The sequence below is a fragment of the Roseomonas sp. SRI_022 genome (genome assembly GCF_057586215.1).
In genome coordinates, this window is sequence record NZ_JBYCZL010000013.1 from 58,178 (window position 1) to 77,292 (window position 19,115).

Sequence of the window (19,115 nt, forward strand, 5' to 3'; positions counted from 1 at the left end):
CGGAACGGCGGCCAGGCATGATGATGGGGATGGGGGAAGGAGAGGGAAGATCATGAGCAAGACGGAGGCAGCGGAAGGCGCGCCACCGACCGAGGCGTTGGATGCCGCCGGCGAGACGCCGCGCCGGGCGCTGGGCCGCCGGCTGCTGGTGCTCCGCATCGCTGCGGCGGGCAGCGCCGTCGCGGCCGCCGCGCCGGCTGCCGAGGCGTTGGAGGCGACGCCGGTGCAGTACCGCACGGGCCTGACGGATTCCGATCCCGGCGACGGGCCGGGCTATGGACGCGGCGGATATCGCGGCCCGCCGCGCACGGGCCTGACGGACAACGACCCGAGCGACGGGCCCGGCCAGGGCCGCGGTTATCGCGCGCAGCCGCGCGGCCGGCCTTATACCGGCATCAACGACGGCGATCCGGGCGACCCTTCGGGCTACGGCACGGGCTGGCGGCAGCGCCGGGGTACCGGCATCACCGATGCCGACCCGAATGACGGGCCAGGCAACGGCCGCGGTGGCTATCGCGGGCGCGGCGTGACCGACAACGACCCGGGCGACGCCGCCGGCCGCGGCCGCGGCTGGCGCTGACGGGCGCCGGCGCCATGGCCGAGGACGAGGAAAGACGTCGCGGCAGGCTGTCGCGACGCATGCTCATGGTCGGCGGCACGGCGGGCCTCGCGCCTATGGCGGCGGAGGCGCAGCCGCGCACCGGGTATTCCGACAGCGACCCGCGCGACGGCGCCGGGCGCGGGCGGCCGTACACCGGCCAGTCCGATAGCGATCCACGCGATGGCGCCGGGCGCGGACGGCCGCGCACCGGGTATTCCGACAGCGACCCGCGCGACGGCGCCGGGCGCGGACGACCTCGCACCGGATATTCCGACGGCGACCCACGCGACGGTGCCGGGCGAGGCCGCCCCCACACGGGGTATTCTGACAGCGACCCGCGCGACGGCGCCGGACGCGGACGGCCCCGCACCGGCTTTTCAGACAGCGATCCGCGCGATGCCGCCGGACGCGGACGAGGATCACGATGAGCGCCACTATGGCAGAAGAAGCCTGGTCCCTGGCTTTCGGGACGCTGTCCCTGGACGATGGCATGGCGATGCGCGAAGGCACGGCCTGGCGGCTGATGCCGGGCAACGATCCGGATCGCTTCGCCGGGCTGCTGTCGGTCGCCGACCTGGATGCCTTCCTGCGCACCGATGCGGCGCGCACACCGCGCGTGTCGATGGCCGATGGCGCGCGCAAGGGCAGCGCAGCGGTGCCGATCGACGAATACATCGAGGACGGCGGCGATCGCGTGGACCTGCCGCGCCTGTTCGGCCTGCATGATGGCGGCGCGAGCCTCGTCGTTTCCCAGTTCCATGAGATCCATCCGCCGCTGGCGCGCTTCTGCCGCGGGCTGGAGAAGGCATTCCTCCACGGCGTGCAGGCGAACATCTACCTGACGCCGCCGGGTGCGCAGGGCTTCCGCGTGCATTTCGACACGCATGACGTGCTGGTGATGCAGGTGTCGGGGCGCAAGGCCTGGCGGGTGTGGGACGGCATCCCCTTTCCGGCACCGACGCGCCACACGCCCTGGGCCAACAACGCAACGCCGGAAGGCGAGCCACATGCGCTGGTCATGGCGCCGGGCGACGCGCTGTACCTGCCGCGCGGGGTGATGCACGAGGCAACGGTGCAGCAGGGTGGCGAACCGTCGCTGCACATCACCATCGGGCTGATGGAACCCGGCCTCGGGGAGATGCTGCGCAACCTGCTCACCGACCTGGAAGGCGAGGAGCCCGCCTTGCGCGCCGCCATGCCGACCTGGCGCCTCGCCGAGCCGGAGGGCGCGGCCCTGGTGCGGGATCGCCTGGCGGCGGCGCTCGCGGCGTTGGCCCGGCCGGACATTGCCGACCGGCTGACCATGGCCGCGCTGGACCGCCTGGCGCGCGACCGCATGGCGCTGCCGGGGCGATCGCTGCACACGCCGCCGCCCGGCCCGGACGACCGCCTGCGCCTGTCGGAGTCGATGCACCACACGCTGGTGCCCTTCGACAATGGCGGCGCGGCCTTGCGCTGGTATGGCGGCGTCGAGAAGCTGACCGCCGGTGAGCTCGATTGGCTGATGGCGCTGGAGGATGGCGCGACCGCCGCCGAGCTAGGCGGCGACGCGCTGGCCTTCTGCCAGAAGCTGGCGCAGCACGGGGTGCTGGAGCGGGCGTAGACTGGCTACACGGTCAGCAGGGGGCGCACAGCGTCTTCCGACAGGGTGTCGGCGGGGCCCTGCAAGACCACCTCCCCGCGCACCATCACAGTGATCAGGTCCGCAAGCTCGCGCGCGAAGTCGTAATACTGTTCGACCAGCACGATCGCCATGCCGCGGTCGCGCGACAAGTGGCGGATGACGCGGGCGATGTCCTTGATGACGGAAGGCTGGATGCCTTCGGTCGGTTCGTCGAGGATCAGCAGCCGCGGCCTGGCGCACAGCGCGCGCGCCAGCGCCAGTTGCTGCTGCTGCCCGCCCGACAGGTCGCCGCCCCGCCGGCGGAGGAACTGCCGCAGGATCGGGAACAGGTCGAAGATGTCGCTCGGCACGTTCGATCCGCGCGGGGCGGCGGCGAGCGCGGTCTCCATGTTCTCCTGCACGGTCAGGAAGGGGAAGATCTCGCGGCCCTGCGGGACGTAGCCGATGCCGGCGCGGGCGCGCTCGGCCGGGGCGAGGCGCGAGATGTCGCGCCCTTCCCACGCGATGCTGCCGGACTGGATGCGTTCCAGCCCCATGATGGCGCGCAGCAGCGAGGACTTGCCGACGCCGTTGCGCCCGAGCACGGCGGTGACCTTGCCAGGTTCGGCGACCATGGAGACGCCGCGCAGGCAGCGGCTGGCGCCATAGGAAAGATCGATGCTCGCCACGGTCAGCATGCGTCAGCGTCCCAGATAGACTTCGACCACGCGCGGGTCGTTCTGCACATGGTCGATCGAGCCTTCCGACAGCAGCGTGCCTTCATGCAGCACGGTGACGCGGCAGTTCAGCGCGCGGACGAAATCGAGGTCGTGCTCGACCACCACGACGCTGTGCTTGCCGGCGATGCGTGCAAGCAACCTGGCGGTGAGCTCCGTCTCGGCATCCGTCATGCCGGCGACGGGCTCGTCCACCAGCATCAGGTCGGGATCCTGCATCAGCATCATGCCGATCTCGAGCCACTGCTTCTGGCCGTGGGACAGGATGCCGGCGCGGTCGTGGGATCGCTCGGTCAATCCGATCTCGTTCGTCACGTCCTCGATGCGCGTGCGGCCCGCGCCGGACAGCATCCAGCGCAGGCAGGCGACCGGCCCACGCGGTGCCTTGAGCGCGAGTTCCAGGTTCTCGAACACCGTCAGCGCGTCGAAGACGGTCGGCTTCTGGAACTTCCGCCCGATGCCGAGATTGGCGATCGATGCCTCGTCCATCCGCGTCAGGTCGAGATCGCCGAAGCTGACGATGCCCGAGGTCGGGCGTGTCTTGCCGGTGATCACGTCCATCATCGTCGTCTTGCCCGCGCCGTTCGGGCCGATGACGGCGCGCATCTCGCCGGGTTCGACGACGAGGGCGAGGTTGTTCAGCGCGCGGAAGCCGTCGAAGACGACCGAGACGCCGTCGAGATACAACCGCCGCCCCTTCATTTCACGCGCCCTTGCAGCAGACCGATCAAACCCTTCGGCAGGAACAGCGTCACCGCCACGAACAACCCGCCCAATACGAACAGCCAGAGATCCGGCGCCGCGCTGGTCAGCCAGGTCTTGAGGCCGTTGACGCTGAAGGCGCCGAGCACCGCGCCGACCAGCGTGCCGCGCCCACCGACCGCGACCCAGATGACGGCCTCGATCGAATTGCCTGGGCTGAACTCGCCGGGATTGATGATGCCGACCTGCGGGACATAGAGCGCACCGGCGAGTCCCGCCATCATCGCCGAGGCGACGAAGGCGAACAGCTTGTGGCTGGTGGTGTCGTAGCCGAGGAAGCGCACGCGGTTCTCCGCATCGCGGATCGCGGTCAGCACGCGGCCATACTTCGTGCCGGTCATCCACAGGCAGAGCAGGTAGGCGCCGACCAGCGTCGCCAGCGACGCATAGAACAGCGTCGCGCGCGCCGCGGCGGTGTTAAGCGGCATGCCGAGCAGTTCCTTGAAGTCGGTGAAGCCGTTGTTGCCGCCGAAGCCCATGTCGTTACGGAAGAAGGCGAGCATCAGCGCATAGGTCATCGCCTGCGTGATGATCGACAGGTAGACGCCGGTGATGCGGCTGCGGAAGCACAGCCAGCCCAGCACGAGCGCCAGCACGCCGGGCACCAGCAGCACCATCAGCATGGCGAAGGCGAAGTGGTCGAAGCCCAGCCAGTACCAGGGCAGCTCCGGATAGCCGAGGAACACCATGAAGTCCGGCAGCACCGGATGGCCATAGACGCCGCGCGGCCCGATCAGCCGCATCAGGTGCATGCCCATCGCATAGCCACCCAGCGCGAAGAACGCGCCATGGCCGAGCGAAAGGATGCCCGCATAGCCCCAGGCGAGGTCGAGCGACAGCGCGAGGATCGCGTAGCAGATCCACTTGCCGGAGACGGAGACGAGGAAATCCGACACATGCAGCGCGTTGTCGCGCGGCAGCATGTTCAGCAGCGGAAAGGCGGCGAGGATCACCACCGCCCCGATCATCACCGCCCGCAAGCCGAGCCGCATGCGGGACGGAGCGCCGGTGTCGAGTGTGGTCGCGCTCATGCCTCGGCCGCCCGCCCCTTCTGCGGGAACAGGCCGCGCGGGCGGCGCTGGATGAAGACCATCACCGCCACCAGCACGAAGACCTTGGCGAGCACCGCGCCCGCCCAGGGTTCCAGCATCTTGTTGATGACACCAAGGCCGAAGGCCGCGATCAGCGTGCCTGCCAGGCTGCCCACCCCGCCGAAGACGACGACGAGGAAGCTGTCGATGATGTAGCCGGTGCCGAGGTTGGGCGAGACATTGTCGATCTGGCTGAGCGCCACGCCGGCGATGCCCGCGATGCCGGATCCGAAGGCGAAGGTCAGCGCATCGACGCGCCCGGTGCGGATGCCCATTGCGGCCGCGATCGGCCGGCGCTGCGTCACCGCGCGCATCTCCAGCCCGAAGCGCGTCAGGCGGATGGCCGCGACGATCAGGCCGAACACGATCAGGGAGAAGCAGAGGATCCACAGCCGGTTGGCTGTGACCGGGACATCGAAGGGCAGCATCATCGTGCCCTGCATCCAGGGCGGGCTGATCACCTCGCGGTTCTGCGCGCCGAAGGCGAGGCGCACCGCCTGCTGGATCATCATGCCGACGCCGAAGGTCAGCAGCAGCGTCTCCAGCGGGCGGCCGTACAGATGGCGGATCAGGCCGCGTTCCATCGCCGCGCCGATCGCGGCGGTAACCAGGAAGGCAGCCGGGACCGCCAGCGGCAGCGACCAGGGCTGCAGCCAAGGGATGTCGCGCGCCAGGTCCTGCACGATGACGGTGGTGTAGGCGCCGAGCATGACGAACTCGCCATGCGCCATGTTGATCACGCCCATCACGCCGAAGGTCACCGCAAGGCCAAGGGCGGCGAGCAGCAGCACCGAGCCGAGCGAGAGGCCCTGGAAGGTGGTCTCCGCCGCGCGACGGATCGCCAGGCGCTGGTCGATCGCGGCGACCGCGGCTTCGATCTGCGGCAGCACATCGGCATTGGCCGCGCGCGCCTCGAGCAGGATCGAGCGCGCCTCGGGCGATGCGCTCTCGCCCAGCGCCGCGATGCCGGCGAGCTTCGCGGCGGGGTCGGTCGCCACCAGTCGCGACGCCGCGAGGGCCAGCGCGATGCGGTCGCGAATGCGCGGCGTGGATTCTCGCGCGAGCGCGGCTTCGAGCAGCGGCACGTTCTCGGGGCTGCGACTGCGGAAGATCGCTTCGGCGGCCGCTAGGCGCTCGGCCGGATCGGGCGAGACGATCTGCAACTGGCCGAGCGCGCCGCGTAGCACGCCGCGGACCCGGTTGTTGATGTTGACGCGCTGCGCGTCGGCCTCGGCGACACCGGCGCGCGCACCGGTCGAGGCATTGATCAGGGTGGTGCCGTCGCGGATCAGCAGCGTGCCGTCGGCCATGCGCAGCAACCGGCCATCGGCCAGCGCTCGCAGCACCGGAAGGGCGCGAGGATCGCCCAGCGTGCCGAGCCGCGCCACCGCCTCGGCCTGGGCGCCGAAGCCGCCGCCGAGGTTCGGCAAGTCGGCGAGGAAGGCATCCTGCGCGCGCGCCGGCAGCGAGGCGAGCAACAGGACGAGAAGAACGATGATGCGCTTCATATGGGGGTGCGGGCGGGGCGCTGGAGACGCCCCGCCCAACCTGTTCAGCCGCGGCGGCGGTTGGCGTTCTCGGGGATGAAGCGCGACCAGTTCTCGGCCGGCACCGCATCGGCCGTCTTGTAGACGATGTTGAACTGGCCATCCGCCTGGATCTCGCCGATCATCACCGGCTTCGACAGATGGTGGTTCGGCAGCATCTCCTCGGTGTACCCCGCGGGTGCGGCGAACTTCTGGCCGATCACCGCGGTGCGGACGGCATCGACCGCCGTGGTGCGGGCGGCGGCCACGGCCTGCGCCCACATGTTGAAGCCGGTGTAGGTGGCCTCCATTGGGTCGTTGGTCACGCGGCGCGGGTTCTTGATGTAGGCCTGCCAGAGGTTCTTGAACTCGGTGTTCGCCGGCGACTGCACCGACATGAAGTAGTTCCAGGCCGCCAGGTGGCCGACCAGCGGACGGGTGTCGATGCCGGCGAGTTCCTCCTCACCGACGCTGAAGGCGACGCAGGGGATGTCCTCAGCCTTGATGCCCTGGTTGCCGAGCTCGCGATAGAAGGGAACGTTCGCGTCGCCGTTGATGGTGGACACGATCGCGGTCTTCTTGCCTTCGCCGGCGAAGCGCTTCACGCGGGCGACGATGCCCTGCCAGTCGCTGTGCCCGAACGGAGTGTATTCCTCCATGATGTCGGCATCGGTGATGCCCTTGGAGTTGAGGAAGCCGCGCAGGATGCGGTTCGTCGTGCGCGGATAGACGTAGTCGGTGCCGAGCAGCGCGATCCGCGTCGCCTTGCCGCCGTCGTCGGACATCAGGTAGTCAACCGCCGGGATCGCCTGCTGGTTCGGCGCGGCGCCGGTGTAGAAGATGTTCTTGCTCTCCTCCTCGCCCTCATACTGGACAGGGTAGAACAGCATGCCGTTCAGCTCCTCGAAGACCGGCAGCACCGACTTGCGGGACACCGAGGTCCAGCAGCCGAAGGTCACGTCCACGCGGTGGACCTGCAGCAATTCGCGCGCCTTCTCGGCGAAGAGCGGCCAGTTGGAGGCGGGGTCGACGACGACGGCCTCGAGCCGCCGGCCGAGCAGGCCGCCCTTGGCGTTCTGGGCCTCGACCATCATCAGCACGGTGTCGCGCAGCGCGGTCTCGGAAATGGCCATGGTGCCGGACAGCGAGTGCAGCACGCCGATCTTGATCGGGGCCGCCTGCGCGAAGGACGGGCGGAATGCCGGCGCCGTCAGGGCGGTGGTCAGCCCAGCAAGCGCGGCGCGGCGCGTGATCTTCCTGGTGTCGGTCATCGGTCTCTCACCCTCAATCGTTCTGGGCGCGGGGCCGTGCAGTCGCCGCCGGGGATCGGCGCGCTGACGCGCTGCGCACGAAGGGGTGGGTAGCGAAAGCCGTGCCAGTGCAATGCGGGCGGTCAGGGCCGCGACGGATCACATTGTATGCACGCGACTCACGCAGCGGTGCACACTACGCCATCGAATTGCACGATTTATGTGCGTTTGTTTTGCAGATTAGGCCGATATCGCGGTCAGGCGTGATCCGGCGCCTACCGGATGGGCAGTCATGCTCCATCGGCGGCGCCGAGGGGTAAGACCTTCTCCCGGCTGCACCCGCGGCAGAAGGATCAGGCCTTCGCTGCCGCCTCCAGCCCCGGAACGTCGCCGTAATCGGCAAGTTCAGGGCGCATCGCCTCGATGACGAAATCGACGAAGGCATCCGGCACGTCCAGGTAGAATTCCCGATCCGAATAGGCCCCGACGCGCGCCTCCAGCCCCCGCGCGCCGAACCAGGCGACCAGGGCCTCGAGGTCCTGTCGCGGCGTCTCGCTCAGGAAGGAGACCTGCGAGCGCAGCTTGTCCGCATCGCGCCGCGTGGTGTCGCTGCGGCTGAACTGCAGGTCGATATTCGTGCCCGGCTGACGCAACCAGATCGCGCGCTCGGTACGACGCAGCTCGACGAAGCCGAGCTGCGTCTTCAGCATCGCGACCACCACGTCGAAATGCCGGGCATCGAGACGGTTGGCGACGTGGTTGAAGCGCAAGGCCGCTACTTCACGGCCGAGAAGGATGTCGGCTGCAGGATCGCGTTGCTCACATTCGACAGGATCGGCCCGTCCTTTTCGGATTCCGCGCGCTTGGCGATCCATTCCGGATCGCTCTGGAAAGCCGCCCATTTCTGCTCGCGCTCGGCGAGCGATTCCCAGGCCAGCAGGTAATGCAGGTCGTTGCTCGATTCGCCGACCACCGTCGTCCAGAAGCCGGCCTGGCGGATGCCATGCCGTTCCCACAGCTTCAGCGTCACCGTGTCGAAGCGCTTCAGCAGGGCCGGCAGGCGGCCCGGCAGGCAGCGGTAGACGCGCAGTTCATGGATCATGTCGAAGGTCCCCTGTTCACTCGGCTGTTGCGCCGGAGGCGCGGATGATGGGTATCCAGATGCGGAACTGCTCGTCCCAGAAGGTGGCGAGATCCTCCGCGCCAGTGCCGCGCGGCTCGACCCCGAGATCGACCAGGCGCTGGCGTGTAGCCGGCGCGGCGACGGCGTTGCGCAGCGCCCGTTCCAGCCGCGCGATCACGGGCACCGGCGTGCCGGTGGCGACGAAGACCGCGTGCCAGTTGTTCGTCTCGTATCCCGGCAGGCCCGCCTCGGCGGCGGTCGGCACGTCGGGCAGGGCGGCGCTTCGCGTGCGCGACGCCATGGCCAGTGCCCGCACCTGCCCGCTGCGCACCAGCGCGACATAGGGCGGCAGCGTATCCACCATCACATCCACCGTGCCGGCCGCGAGATCGGCCAGCGCCGGCCCGGATCCGCGATAGGGGACATGCACCATCTCCACGCCGATGGCGGTCGCCAGCATGTGGCCCGACAGATGCACGATGGTCCCGGGGCCAGAGCTCGCATAGGTAATACGCCCGGGGCTGCGGCGCACCAGGGCGATGAATTCCTGAAGGTTCTGCGCCGGCACGCGCGGATTGACGACGATGATGTTGGGCACCGTGCCGACCAGCCCGACCGGTGCGAAGGCGCGTCGAAGGTCGAAGGGCATGGAGCGGTACAGACCCGCATTCATCACGCCCGAGGAGAGCGTGTGCAGCACGATGGTGTAGCCATCCGCCGGCGCGGTCAGCGCAGCCTGGGAGCCGATGATGCCGCCACTGCCGCCACGGTTCTCGACCACCACGGGCTGACCAAGATCCTCCGACATGCCTTGCGCCACGATGCGCCCGACGACATCGGCAGCACCCCCGGGCGCGAAGGGGATCACCATGCGAATGGCGCGGTCGGGGTATGTCCCCTGTTGCGCCCGCGCGGGCAGGGCCGCGAGCAGCAGGATCAGGCAGACGACGATCCGACGCATGCCTCCCCCCTTCAGCATTGCGCCGAGCATGGCGCGCCATCGGCCAGCGCGCCAGAGAGGGACCGCCATAGTGACCAGCGCATCGGCTGACCCGGCTTCGCGGCTTGATTTGGCGCGCAGCCGGCACACCCGTCGACGGCACCCGTTTCCGCCCCGCACTGCGCTCAAGGGCCGCGGCCGAGGGCCTGCCATCCCATCGCGTCAGCGCACCAACGGGCAGCCGCCCTCGTTCAGTGGGCGGAAAGCCTGGTCTCCGGGGATCTCCTGGGCCACATCCAGCAAGTCCCACTCGCCGCGCGCCTGGTCCGGGCGCTTCGCGCGCATCAGATACATCTGGCGGATCACGCGGCCGTCGGCGCGGATCGAGCCGTTGCGCGTCATGAAGTCGTTGATCGGAATCTCGCGCATCTTCGCCATCACCGCCGGCGCGGCGTCCGTTCCCGCTGCGTCGATACCTTTGAGGTAGTGCGTCACCGCACCCCAGGTGCTTGCCTGGAACGCGGTCGGCGGACGGCCATGGATGCGTTGGAACCGCGCGGCGAAAGCGCGCGTCTGCTCGGTCTGATCCCAGTAGTAGGGCTCGGAATAGACGAGGCCCTGCCCGGTCTCGAGCCCGATCGACTTGATGTTGGTCAGCGAGCAGTTCAGTGCCGCCGGGGTGATGCCGCGGCGTAGCAGGCCGAACTCGCCCATCTGCTTGGCGATGTTGATCATATCCGCCCCGCCCGCGCAGATGCCGACCACCTCCGCGCCCGAGGCCGCGGCGCGCACCAGGTAGGAGGAGTAGTCAGTCTCACCGAGCGGTGCGCGCGCGCTGCCGGTGACTGTTCCACCGAGAACCTGAAGGATCTGCGAGGCGTTCTGTTCGAGCGAATGGCCGAAGGCGTAGTCGGAGGTGAGGAAGAACCACCTCCGCTTCCCAGCGCCCACCAGCGCCGTCACCGGCCCCTTGGCCGCGGAGTAGTTGTCATAGGTCCAGTGGATTCCATACGGAGAGCAATCCTTGCCCGTCAGGTCGGTGGTGCCGGCAGCGATCGGCACGTCGATGCGCTGGCGCTCGCGCGAAAGGTTCTGCACGGCGAGCGCGACAGCGGAATTGCCCAGGCCGAAGATCGCATCGACTTTCTCCTGGTCGTACCAGCGCCGGGCGATCGCCATGCCGACATCGGCGCGGTTCTGCAAGTCGGCATAGACGACTTCGACCGGCGCGCCGTGGACCCGACCGCCGAAATCCTCGACCGCCATGCGCGCACTAACCACGTCACCCATGCCTTGCTGGTCGGAGAAGACGCCTGACATGTCGTCGAGCACGCCGATCTTCACCACACCGTCTGAGATCGCGGCCTGGGCGCGCACCGCGCCAAGGGTCGGCAGCGCCAGCGCGCCCATTGTGGCAAGAAGTGTCCTGCGGTTCATTGTGGAATCCTCCCTTTGCTTGTCGTGGTGCCACGGCGGGTTTCTGGTCGCCCCGCTCGCCGCGATTTCAGAGGCTGAGGCCGCGCGCCTGCAGCGCCTTGAGGAAGTTCGGCTCCGGGTTCGGCAGCGGCGGCAAGTCCCACGACCCGGTGCCGATCGGGCGGATGTCGCGGTCCACTGGCACTTCCACGAGATAGGGCCGGTTCGCCCTGATCGCCGTCTGGATCGCGTCCTCCACCTCGCCCGCATGCGTCACACGGTGCGAGGGCACGCCGTAGGACTTCGCCATCATCGCGAAATCGGGGCTGTAGAGTTCCCCGCTGCGCTGGATCTCGAAGCCGGTGGCGAGTTCGCGCCCGCCGAACATGCCGTGCTGGATGTCGCGGATCGAACAGAAACCGTTGTTGTTCCACACCACCCACACGACGGGGATGTCGTATTCCACCGCGGTTGCCAACGCGTGCGGCGTCATCAGGAAGGACCCGTCGCCGACCACCGCGACGCAGGGGCGGTCCGGCGCAGCCAGTTTCGCGCCGAGGATACCGGAGGTCGCGAAGCCCATCGCCGCGAAGCCCCAGGAATGGATCAGGTGGCGCGGGCGTAGCGTGTCCATCAGCTGGATGATCCAGTTGTGGTGCACGCCGACATCGGAGGCGACGACCGCGTTCTCCGGGATGGCGCGGGACAGGGCGCGCATCAGGCGCTCTGGGCGCAGCGGCATCTGGTCGGACTCCGCCAGCCCCGCCTGGTATTCGCGCCAGGCGGTACGGCCCTTCTCCAGCCGCGCGAACCAGGGCGCGATGCTGCGGCCGGAACCGAGGCGCGGGCGCGCGGCTTCGGCCAGGAATTCCAGGCTGGCCCTGGCATCGCCGAGAATCCCGTATTCGGCCGGATAGTTGCGGCCGATCTCGCTGGGATCGATGTCGATCTGGATCAGCCGCGACGGCGGCACCGACAGCGTGTAGCCATCCAGCCAGGCGCTGGTCGCGCGATCGTCGAAGGAAAAGCCGATGGCGAGGATGACATCGGCATTGCGCGTCGCGTCATTCGCCGCATAGGCGCCGTTGCGCCCGATCGCACCGAAGGCGAGGTCGTGGCGGTCCGGGATCGCACCCTTGCCGTTCGGGCTGGTGACGACAGGGATGCGCGTCAGCTCCGCAAAGGCGAGCAGCGCATCGCTCGCCCCGCCGATGATCACACCCTGGCCCGCGATGATGACCGGCTGCTTCGCCGCCAACAGCAGATCGAGCGCGGCGGAGAGTTCCGCCGGATTGCCCGGCGCGCCATTGATGACGCGGCGCGGCGCGCCGTTCACCGTGACGCTCGTCTCCTCGACAAAGACATTGAGCGGCACGTCCAGATTGACGGGCCCCGGCCGCCCGGCGGTCAGCTGGTCCCAGGCCTGCGTCACCGCCAGCGGCACCATGTCGGCCCGCGTCGGCTGGTAGGACCGCTTCACATAGGGGCGGATGACCGAAGGGAAATCGCCCTGGAAATGCCGCCCCGTCTCCTGGAACGGGCCGCGGTTGAACTGCCCGGTCGGCACATTGCCGGTAATCGCCAGGAAGGCTGAGGAATCCATCATCGCCGCGGCCAGCGCCACGACGAGATTCGCCGAGCCCGGCCCACAGGAGGTGAAGGTCGCCACCGGCTCCCCGCGCACCTTGTAGTAGGCATCGGCCATGTGGCCGGCGGTCTGCTCGTGATGCGTCGACACGGTTCGGATACGGTTCTGCGCCTTGAAGGCCGCGTCCATGAAGCCGGTGATGCCGTGGCCGCAGAGCCCGAACAGATAGGGCACCTTCTGCTTCACCAGGTGATCGACGATGATGTCGGCGCCGTTCATCAGCGCCGCCTTGCTGCTGCCATCCATGGTCGTTTCCTCGTCTGTCAGGCGGCGGCCATCGATGGGCTGCCGAGCATGCGTGAGATGCGCGCGGCGGCCGCCTTCACGCGCGGGATCAGCGCCGCGATGCGGTCGGGATCCATGCGCGTGGCGGGGGCGGAGATCGCCACCGCCGCCATCGGCCGGCCGGACCGGTCGCTGATCGGCGCCGCGACGCAGCGCAGGCCGGTCTCGATCTCCTCCTCATCCTGCGCATAGCCGTCCAGGCGCACGCGGTGCAGCGCCTCGCGCAGCGCCCCGGGCGTGGTGATGGTGCGCGCGGTGAAGCGCCGCAGGCCATGCGCGGCCACGACGGCATCCACCTCCGCATCCGGCAGATAGGCCATCAGCACCTTGCCGAGTGCACTGGCATGGGCGGGGCTGCGCTTGCCGACCGAGGAATGCATGCGCACCGCATGGGTGCCCTCGACGATCTGCACGGTGACGACGACACCTTCGTGCAGGATGCCGACATGCACCGTCTCTCCGGTGCTTTCCGCGAGGTCCTGCAGGGGCGGCAGCGCCTGCCAGCGCAGCTGTTCGTGCCGCACCGCGGCCGCGCCCAGCGCATGCAGCCGCAGGCCCAGCGCATAGCGGCCGGTCGCCCCATCCTTCGCCAGGTAGCCGAACTGCTCGAGCGTGTGCAGCACGCGGAACACCGTGGCCTTGTTCTGCCCGAGATGCCCCGCGAGGTCCGACAGCGTCCACGCATCCTGCGTGGCGAAGCAGTCGAGCACCTCGAGCCCGCGATGCAGGGAGGCAAGCAGATAGGGATCCTTCGTGCCCCCCGGGGCGGGCGGGTCGGTCGGGTCCGGTGCCATGGCGGTTCCTCGGTCAGGACAGACACGCGGCATCGCCATGCGAAACCGCTCCACCTAATCGATACACTTGACGTCGATTTCCGAAAAGGGTTTCGCTATGCGTAACGGAAGAAACGGCGAAGCCCCACAGGGGCGCGCTGAAAGGGGAAGGGATGGCCGTGTCCAACATCGGACTGCGCGCAGCGCCGGCCGTCGCGACCCCCGGTCGAACCACGACAGCCGGAGGAACCCCGAGGATGAAGCGCCTTCTCGCCGCCGCCGCGGCTTTGCTGCTCGGTGGCATGACGCTGCCGGCCCGCGCGCAGGACTTCCCGAACCGCCCGATCAACATGCTCGTCGTCTTCGCTCCGGGCGGGGCAACGGACGTGCTGGCGCGCATCGTCGCCGATCACATGATGCGGACGCTCGGCCAGCGCGTGCTGGTGGAGAACGTCTCCGGCGCCGGGGGCAACATCGGCGGCGCGCGCGGCGCCCAGGCGGCGCCGGATGGCTACACCCTGACGGTCGGCAGCCTTGGCAGCCATTCGGCGGCGCCGTCGATCTACCGCGCCATCGCCTATGATCCACGCGAGTTGCAGCCGATCGGGCTGATCGCCGGCACGCCGCTGTTCTTCGTCGTGCGCAATGGCTTCCCGGCGCGGACGATGCAGGAATTCCTCGCCCATGTGCGGGAGAATCCGGGGCGCGTGTCCAACGGCCATGCCGGGATCGGGTCCACCAACCATCTCGCCTGCGCGCTGTTCGCGCATCTGACCGGAGCGCAGTTCAACAACATCCCCTATCGCGGCGAGGGGCCGGCGGTGAACGACATCGTCGCGCAGCAGGTGGACAGCGCCTGCGTGCTGGCGCCGGCCGCCGTGCCGCAGGTCCAGGCCGGGACCATGCGCGGTCTGCTGACCGGTGCGGCGGTGCGCAATCCGGGCTCACCGGATGTGCCATCGGCGATCGAGGCCGGGGTGCCGGACTATATCTTCCAGGGCTGGAACGCGGTCTTCGCGCCGCGTGGCACGCCGGCACCGGTGGTCGCGCGGCTGGATGCCGCTCTGCGTGCAGCCATCAACGATCCGGCGATCCGGCAGCGGATCGAACAACTCGGTTCCATCCCTGCGGCCACCGACGCGCAGGGCCCCGAAGCGCTGTCCCGCCTGGTGCGTGCCGAGGTGGACCGCTGGGCCACAGTGGTCCGCGCCGCCGGGATCGAACCGCAATAGGCGCGGTTCAGCCGGCCGCGATCTCCCCCACCACGCGGGCGCGCACGCGCAGCGCCCCGCCGGGCAGGTATGCGAGCGGCAGGTCCTCGATATCAACCAGTGCGAGGGTCGCGGCGTCGGCGCCGGCCTCCACCGCGCGGTCGCGCGCGATGCGCTCGGCGGCGTCCATCGCCTCGGCGCGGGTCAGGCCCTGGAAGACCTGGTCGGCCTCGCCGCTCACCTGCGCGATGGCCGCGCCGACGGCATTGGCGACGGCGGCATGGGCAGGGCGCAGCACTTCCGATGCGCCCGGCAGCCGGTCCGGCACCAGAAAGGCGCCGCCGCCGACGGCGAGCAGCGGCACCTCCGCCGCCTCGGTCTTCATGCGATCGACGGCTTCCTCCAGCATGCGCGCGGCTTCGGCCAGCGCGTCGCGGACGAAGCCGGCGCCGAGGTCCGTCACCCGCGCCCCGTCGCCGAGCGACAACAGCCCGGCGCGCACGGCGATGTCGCTGGTGGTGAGTTGCGGCCCGCCGAAGATGCGCGCCAGTTCCGGCAGCCGGAAGCCGACACTGTGCGGACCGATGGCGATGCCACCGCCCTGTCGCGCCTCGACATGCGATCCGCCGCCGAGGCCGATCGACAGCAGGTCCGGCATGCGGAACAGCGTGCGCACGCCGCCGACATGCACGACCGCATTGGCCTCACGCGGGAAGCCGGCCTTGAGCGCGCCGACATCGCTGGTGGTGCCGCCGACATCGACCACCAGCGCATCCTTCAACCCGGTGAGGAAGGCCGCACCGCGCATCGAATTGGTCGGGCCCGAGGCGAAGGACAGCACCGGAAAGCGCGCGGCGAGTTCCGCGCGGATCACCGTGCCGTCATTCTGGGTGATGAACAGCGGTGCCGCGATGCCGGCCTGGCGCAACGCTTCCTCGAAAGCCTGCACGGTGTGGCGCGCGAGCGGTGCAAGGCATGCATTCAGCAGCGCGACATTCTCGCGTTCCAGCAACCCGATACGCCCGAGGTCGTGCGACAGCGTGACCGCGGCATCGGGCATCTCGGCGCGCAGGATCTCGGCAGCACGGTCCTCCATGGCAGGATCGAGCGGCGAGAAGATGCTGCTGATGGCGACGCAGGCGATGCCTGCCGCCTTCATCTCCCGCGCGGCCGCCGCGACGGCGCGTTCGTCGAGCGGCATGATCGGCCGCCCGTCGTAATCATGCCCGCCTTCGACCATGTGCACCTGGCCGCGCACCAGGGCGGCGAGGTCCTCCGGCCAGTCGCAGAAGGGCGGCAGTGACTTCGACGCCGGCATGCCGAGCCGCAAGGCGCCGACCTTCGCGAGATCCCGCCGCTGCACCACCGCGTTCACGAAATGCGTGGTGCCGATCATCACGGCCTGGACGCCCTCGCTGCCCATGGCCTGCGCCGCGCTTTCCAGCGCGAGGCGCACCCCGGTCAGCACATCCGCCGTGGTCGGCTTCTTGACCGCATGCAGCACGCGGTCGTCCTCCAGCAGCACCGCATCGGTGTTGGTGCCGCCGACATCGATGCCGATCCGCCGCCTCATGCGAACACCGAACGGAAATCGAGATCGTAGCCGAAGGCCCGTGGCCCGACGAACTCCAGCCCGCGCGGGGACAGGAAGACGGGCGGGGCCGGCAGGGCCACCACGGTGACGCGCTGGCCATAGCGCAGCACCTCGGTGCCGATCGCCTCCCCGCTGACGGTATCCAGCACGCAGATCAGGTCGGGTGTCATCACTCGTGGTTCGCCATCCAGCCAGCCCACCGCCCACTCATTCTGGAAGGCGAGGTCGAAGCCGTGACCGCGCCAGTCATCCAGGCCATCCAGCTTTACCGTGCCACGCAGGAAGCCCTCCGTGGTGCGACGCGCAATATCGGCGACCTTGCCGCGAAACAGCAGCAGGCCCTTTTCCTGCGCCAGGATCGCCTGCACCGGGTCGCGATGCTCGCGCTGCGCGGCGCGGATCGCCTGGCCCAGCGCGATGGCCTGCGTGGTGGTGCGCAGGATGCCCCAGCGCTTCACCTCCGCCCCGCGGCGTGGCGCCTTGCAGGTGGCGGCGATCGAGCCGACCTCGACGCACATCTTGCGCGACAGGCGCTCCATCCATTTCCAGGACGGCACCTTCGCGACGATGCCCTCGATGCCGCGCGGATCGACCAGCGACAGCGGCCAGGGCTTGAGGTCGCCCACCGCGAAGGAGGTCATCTGCGCTTCCGGATAGGCGCGGCCCATCGCATCCGCATCGACCACCGGCTTGCCGGTCTCGGCGGCGGCAAGGAAGGGCTGCACGCCATTGTTGCCGCCGATCTCGACGGACATGATCGCGCGGAAGGGACGACCGAGATATTCCTCCATCAGGGTGACGGCACGGCCGATATTCGCGCTGTCCACCAGACGTTCCTGCCCGACCAGCGGCGCGCCCATGTTGGAGACGACGGCGACCATGTCGTCATCGGCGAGCTCATCCGGATCCATCAGCTGCACGCGATGCCCTTCGGCATAGAGCTGCCGCATGTTCAGCAGGCCGAGATAGGGCGACCCGCCGCCGCCCGTTCCCAGCACCCAGGCGCCGACCGCCAGCGCCTCGATCTCGTCCAGGGTGATCTCTCGCATCAGGGCTCCGGCAGCAGGGAGGCGGCAGCACGGGCGGCCACCGCGACGGACAGAAGGACGGGGCAGGACAGCGCGGCAATCGCCGCCGCCTTGTCCGCCCGGGTATAGGAAATGCAGTCGAGCAACACGAGGTCCGGCCTCGCGGCGGCCATCGTCGCCATCGCGGCTGCGCGCGTCGCACCATCGGAATGCGGGCGCAACGCATGAACGATCACCGACAACCCATCCCGCGCACGCGATCCGCCGAGCGTCGCCGCCTGCTCCGGCAACGGCACGAACAGGCCGAGCCGGCCGCACGGCAGCAACGCCTCCGCCATGCCGTTCAGCACCGCCGATGGCTGCACCAGGTCCGGCCGGTCCGGCAGCCCTTTGAACGCGCCGGTGCAGGCGAGCAGCACCGGCCCCGCCGCTTCCGCCAGCATCGCCTTCATGCGCGTCGTGACGGCATCCTTGGAGATGGCGACGCCCTCGCCCGAGGGCAGCATGGTGAACAGCGTATCGGCGCCGTCGTGCGGCGGGATGGCGGCGATCTCGTCACGCGTCAGGCCGTCCAGCGCGCCTCGCATCGCGATGCGCAGGCCCGGCGCGGCCGCGGCGATTTCCGCCGCGAGGTCCGGCCGTGGCGCCTGGCCGATGACGAAGACGGGAAGAGCCGTCATGCCTGTTCCCCGCGATGCCTGACGCCATGATGGCCCCTGCGCTGCGCGCTGCAAACCCCGCCGGCTTGCCGATGCGGCGCGCGCGCCGTCTACTGCATGCGACGGAAACGGAATTCGCCCATGTCGCCCGAGATTGTCGCCCAACTCGCCCCGCGTGGCATGCTGCGTGCCGGCATCAACCTCAGCAACTTCCTGCTTGTCACCGGACGCGACGCGCATGGCAGCCCGGAAGGCGTGGCACCGGACATGGCGCGGGCCGTGGCCGAGCGGCTGGGCGTGGCGCTGCGCCTGGTGCCCTATGCCTCCCCCGGCCTGCTGGCGGATGCTGTCAGCACCGATTCCTGGGATATCGGGCTGATCGGCGCCGAGCCGCAGCGGGCCGAGAAGATCGCATTCACCGCCGCCTATGCGGAAATCGAGGCGACCTATCTGGTGCCGGCGGGCTCGCCCATCGCGACCATGGCCGATGTGGACCGGCCCGGCGTGCGCATCGCGAGCACGGCACGCGCCGCCTACGACCTCTGGCTCGATCGCAACATCGCGCAAGCGACGCTGCTGCGGGCTGACAGCATCGACGCCACCTTCGCGTTGTTCCGCGACCAGGGGCTGGAGGCGCTGGCCGGGCTGCGTCCGCGGCTGCTGAAGGATGTCGAGGCGTTGCCTGGCGCGCGTATCCTCGATGGGCAATTCAGCGCCGTGCAGCAGGCAATCGGCACCGCCCGCGCGAACACCGCCGCCGCGGCCTTCCTGCGCGATTTCATCGAGGAGGCGAAGGCGAGCGGCTTGGTGGCCCGCCTGATCGCGAAGCATGGCGTGCGCGGGCTGTCCGTCGCGCCCGCCGCCTGAC

Annotated in this window: 18 protein-coding genes; 4 read left to right on the plus strand and 14 right to left on the minus strand. The window is 69.4% G+C overall.

Annotated features, from left to right (window positions below):
- Positions 1-52: 52 nt before the first annotated feature.
- Positions 53-580, plus strand: coding sequence for a hypothetical protein (locus AC2YHJ_RS14750; protein ID WP_487396835.1), 528 nt, complete (start codon positions 53-55; stop codon positions 578-580).
- Between the two features lie 445 nt (positions 581-1,025).
- Positions 1,026-2,204: a cupin domain-containing protein gene (locus tag AC2YHJ_RS14755; protein WP_487396836.1), complete on the plus strand. Its 1,179-nt coding sequence runs from the start codon at positions 1,026-1,028 to the stop codon at positions 2,202-2,204.
- Positions 2,205-2,209: 5 nt separating this feature from the next.
- On the opposite strand, the gene urtE is transcribed toward AC2YHJ_RS14755, so the two are convergent.
- The 11 genes from urtE to AC2YHJ_RS14810 form a co-directional block, all read right to left on the minus strand.
- Positions 2,210-2,902: an urea ABC transporter ATP-binding subunit UrtE gene (gene urtE / locus AC2YHJ_RS14760; RefSeq protein WP_487396837.1), complete on the minus strand. Its 693-nt coding sequence runs from the start codon at positions 2,900-2,902 to the stop codon at positions 2,210-2,212.
- Positions 2,903-2,905: 3 nt separating this feature from the next.
- On the minus strand, positions 2,906-3,643 hold the full coding sequence (gene urtD / locus AC2YHJ_RS14765; RefSeq protein ID WP_487396838.1) for an urea ABC transporter ATP-binding protein UrtD: 738 nt from the start codon (positions 3,641-3,643) through the stop codon (positions 2,906-2,908).
- A complete protein-coding gene (gene urtC, locus AC2YHJ_RS14770) occupies positions 3,640-4,671 on the minus strand; it encodes an urea ABC transporter permease subunit UrtC (protein ID WP_487396934.1) in 1,032 nt (343 codons plus the stop codon). The genes urtD and urtC overlap by 4 nt, the downstream gene beginning before the upstream one ends.
- 59 nt (positions 4,672-4,730) lie before the next feature.
- Positions 4,731-6,302 carry an urea ABC transporter permease subunit UrtB gene (gene urtB / locus AC2YHJ_RS14775; RefSeq protein WP_487396839.1) on the minus strand — a complete coding sequence of 524 codons (1,572 nt, stop codon included), beginning with the start codon at positions 6,300-6,302 and terminating at the stop codon, positions 4,731-4,733.
- Positions 6,303-6,346: 44 nt separating this feature from the next.
- The gene (urtA, locus tag AC2YHJ_RS14780) at positions 6,347-7,591 is read right to left on the minus strand and encodes an urea ABC transporter substrate-binding protein (RefSeq protein ID WP_487396840.1); all 1,245 of its coding nucleotides are present in this window, start codon (positions 7,589-7,591) and stop codon (positions 6,347-6,349) included.
- Positions 7,592-7,923: 332 nt separating this feature from the next.
- A complete protein-coding gene (locus AC2YHJ_RS14785; RefSeq protein WP_487396841.1) occupies positions 7,924-8,340 on the minus strand; it encodes a VOC family protein in 417 nt (138 codons plus the stop codon).
- Between the two features lie 5 nt (positions 8,341-8,345).
- On the minus strand, positions 8,346-8,672 hold the full coding sequence (locus AC2YHJ_RS14790; RefSeq protein WP_487396842.1) for an NIPSNAP family protein: 327 nt from the start codon (positions 8,670-8,672) through the stop codon (positions 8,346-8,348).
- A gap of 16 nt (positions 8,673-8,688) precedes the next feature.
- Complete coding sequence (locus tag AC2YHJ_RS14795; protein ID WP_487396843.1) at positions 8,689-9,654, minus strand: Bug family tripartite tricarboxylate transporter substrate binding protein; 966 nt, start codon at positions 9,652-9,654, stop codon at positions 8,689-8,691.
- Positions 9,655-9,855: 201 nt separating this feature from the next.
- On the minus strand, positions 9,856-11,070 hold the full coding sequence (locus tag AC2YHJ_RS14800) for an ABC transporter substrate-binding protein (RefSeq protein ID WP_487396844.1): 1,215 nt from the start codon (positions 11,068-11,070) through the stop codon (positions 9,856-9,858).
- A 67-nt stretch (positions 11,071-11,137) separates the two neighbouring features.
- Positions 11,138-12,943, minus strand: a complete 1,806-nt coding sequence (locus AC2YHJ_RS14805; protein ID WP_487396845.1) for a thiamine pyrophosphate-binding protein — start codon at positions 12,941-12,943, stop codon at positions 11,138-11,140.
- A 17-nt stretch (positions 12,944-12,960) separates the two neighbouring features.
- Complete coding sequence (locus tag AC2YHJ_RS14810; RefSeq protein ID WP_487396846.1) at positions 12,961-13,776, minus strand: IclR family transcriptional regulator; 816 nt, start codon at positions 13,774-13,776, stop codon at positions 12,961-12,963.
- Between the two features lie 236 nt (positions 13,777-14,012).
- On the opposite strand from AC2YHJ_RS14810, the gene AC2YHJ_RS14815 reads away from it, so the two are divergent.
- Positions 14,013-14,987, plus strand: coding sequence for a Bug family tripartite tricarboxylate transporter substrate binding protein (locus AC2YHJ_RS14815; RefSeq protein WP_487396847.1), 975 nt, complete (start codon positions 14,013-14,015; stop codon positions 14,985-14,987).
- Positions 14,988-14,994: 7 nt separating this feature from the next.
- Here AC2YHJ_RS14815 and AC2YHJ_RS14820 read toward each other — a convergent pair whose 3' ends face one another.
- The 3 genes from AC2YHJ_RS14820 to AC2YHJ_RS14830 are packed head-to-tail and all read right to left on the minus strand — an operon-like array spanning position 14,995 to position 18,268.
- Positions 14,995-16,539, minus strand: coding sequence for a hydantoinase/oxoprolinase N-terminal domain-containing protein (locus tag AC2YHJ_RS14820; RefSeq protein ID WP_487396848.1), 1,545 nt, complete (start codon positions 16,537-16,539; stop codon positions 14,995-14,997).
- Positions 16,536-17,609: an S-methyl thiohydantoin desulfurase family protein gene (locus tag AC2YHJ_RS14825; protein WP_487396849.1), complete on the minus strand. Its 1,074-nt coding sequence runs from the start codon at positions 17,607-17,609 to the stop codon at positions 16,536-16,538. Before AC2YHJ_RS14825 ends, AC2YHJ_RS14820 begins: the two co-directional genes overlap by 4 nt.
- Complete coding sequence (locus AC2YHJ_RS14830; protein ID WP_487396850.1) at positions 17,609-18,268, minus strand: AroM family protein; 660 nt, start codon at positions 18,266-18,268, stop codon at positions 17,609-17,611. The genes AC2YHJ_RS14825 and AC2YHJ_RS14830 overlap by 1 nt, the downstream gene beginning before the upstream one ends.
- Before the next feature lie 120 nt (positions 18,269-18,388).
- Between AC2YHJ_RS14830 and AC2YHJ_RS14835 the strand changes: the two genes are divergently transcribed.
- Positions 18,389-19,114: a transporter substrate-binding domain-containing protein gene (locus AC2YHJ_RS14835; RefSeq protein WP_487396851.1), complete on the plus strand. Its 726-nt coding sequence runs from the start codon at positions 18,389-18,391 to the stop codon at positions 19,112-19,114.
- Position 19,115 lies beyond the last annotated feature (1 nt).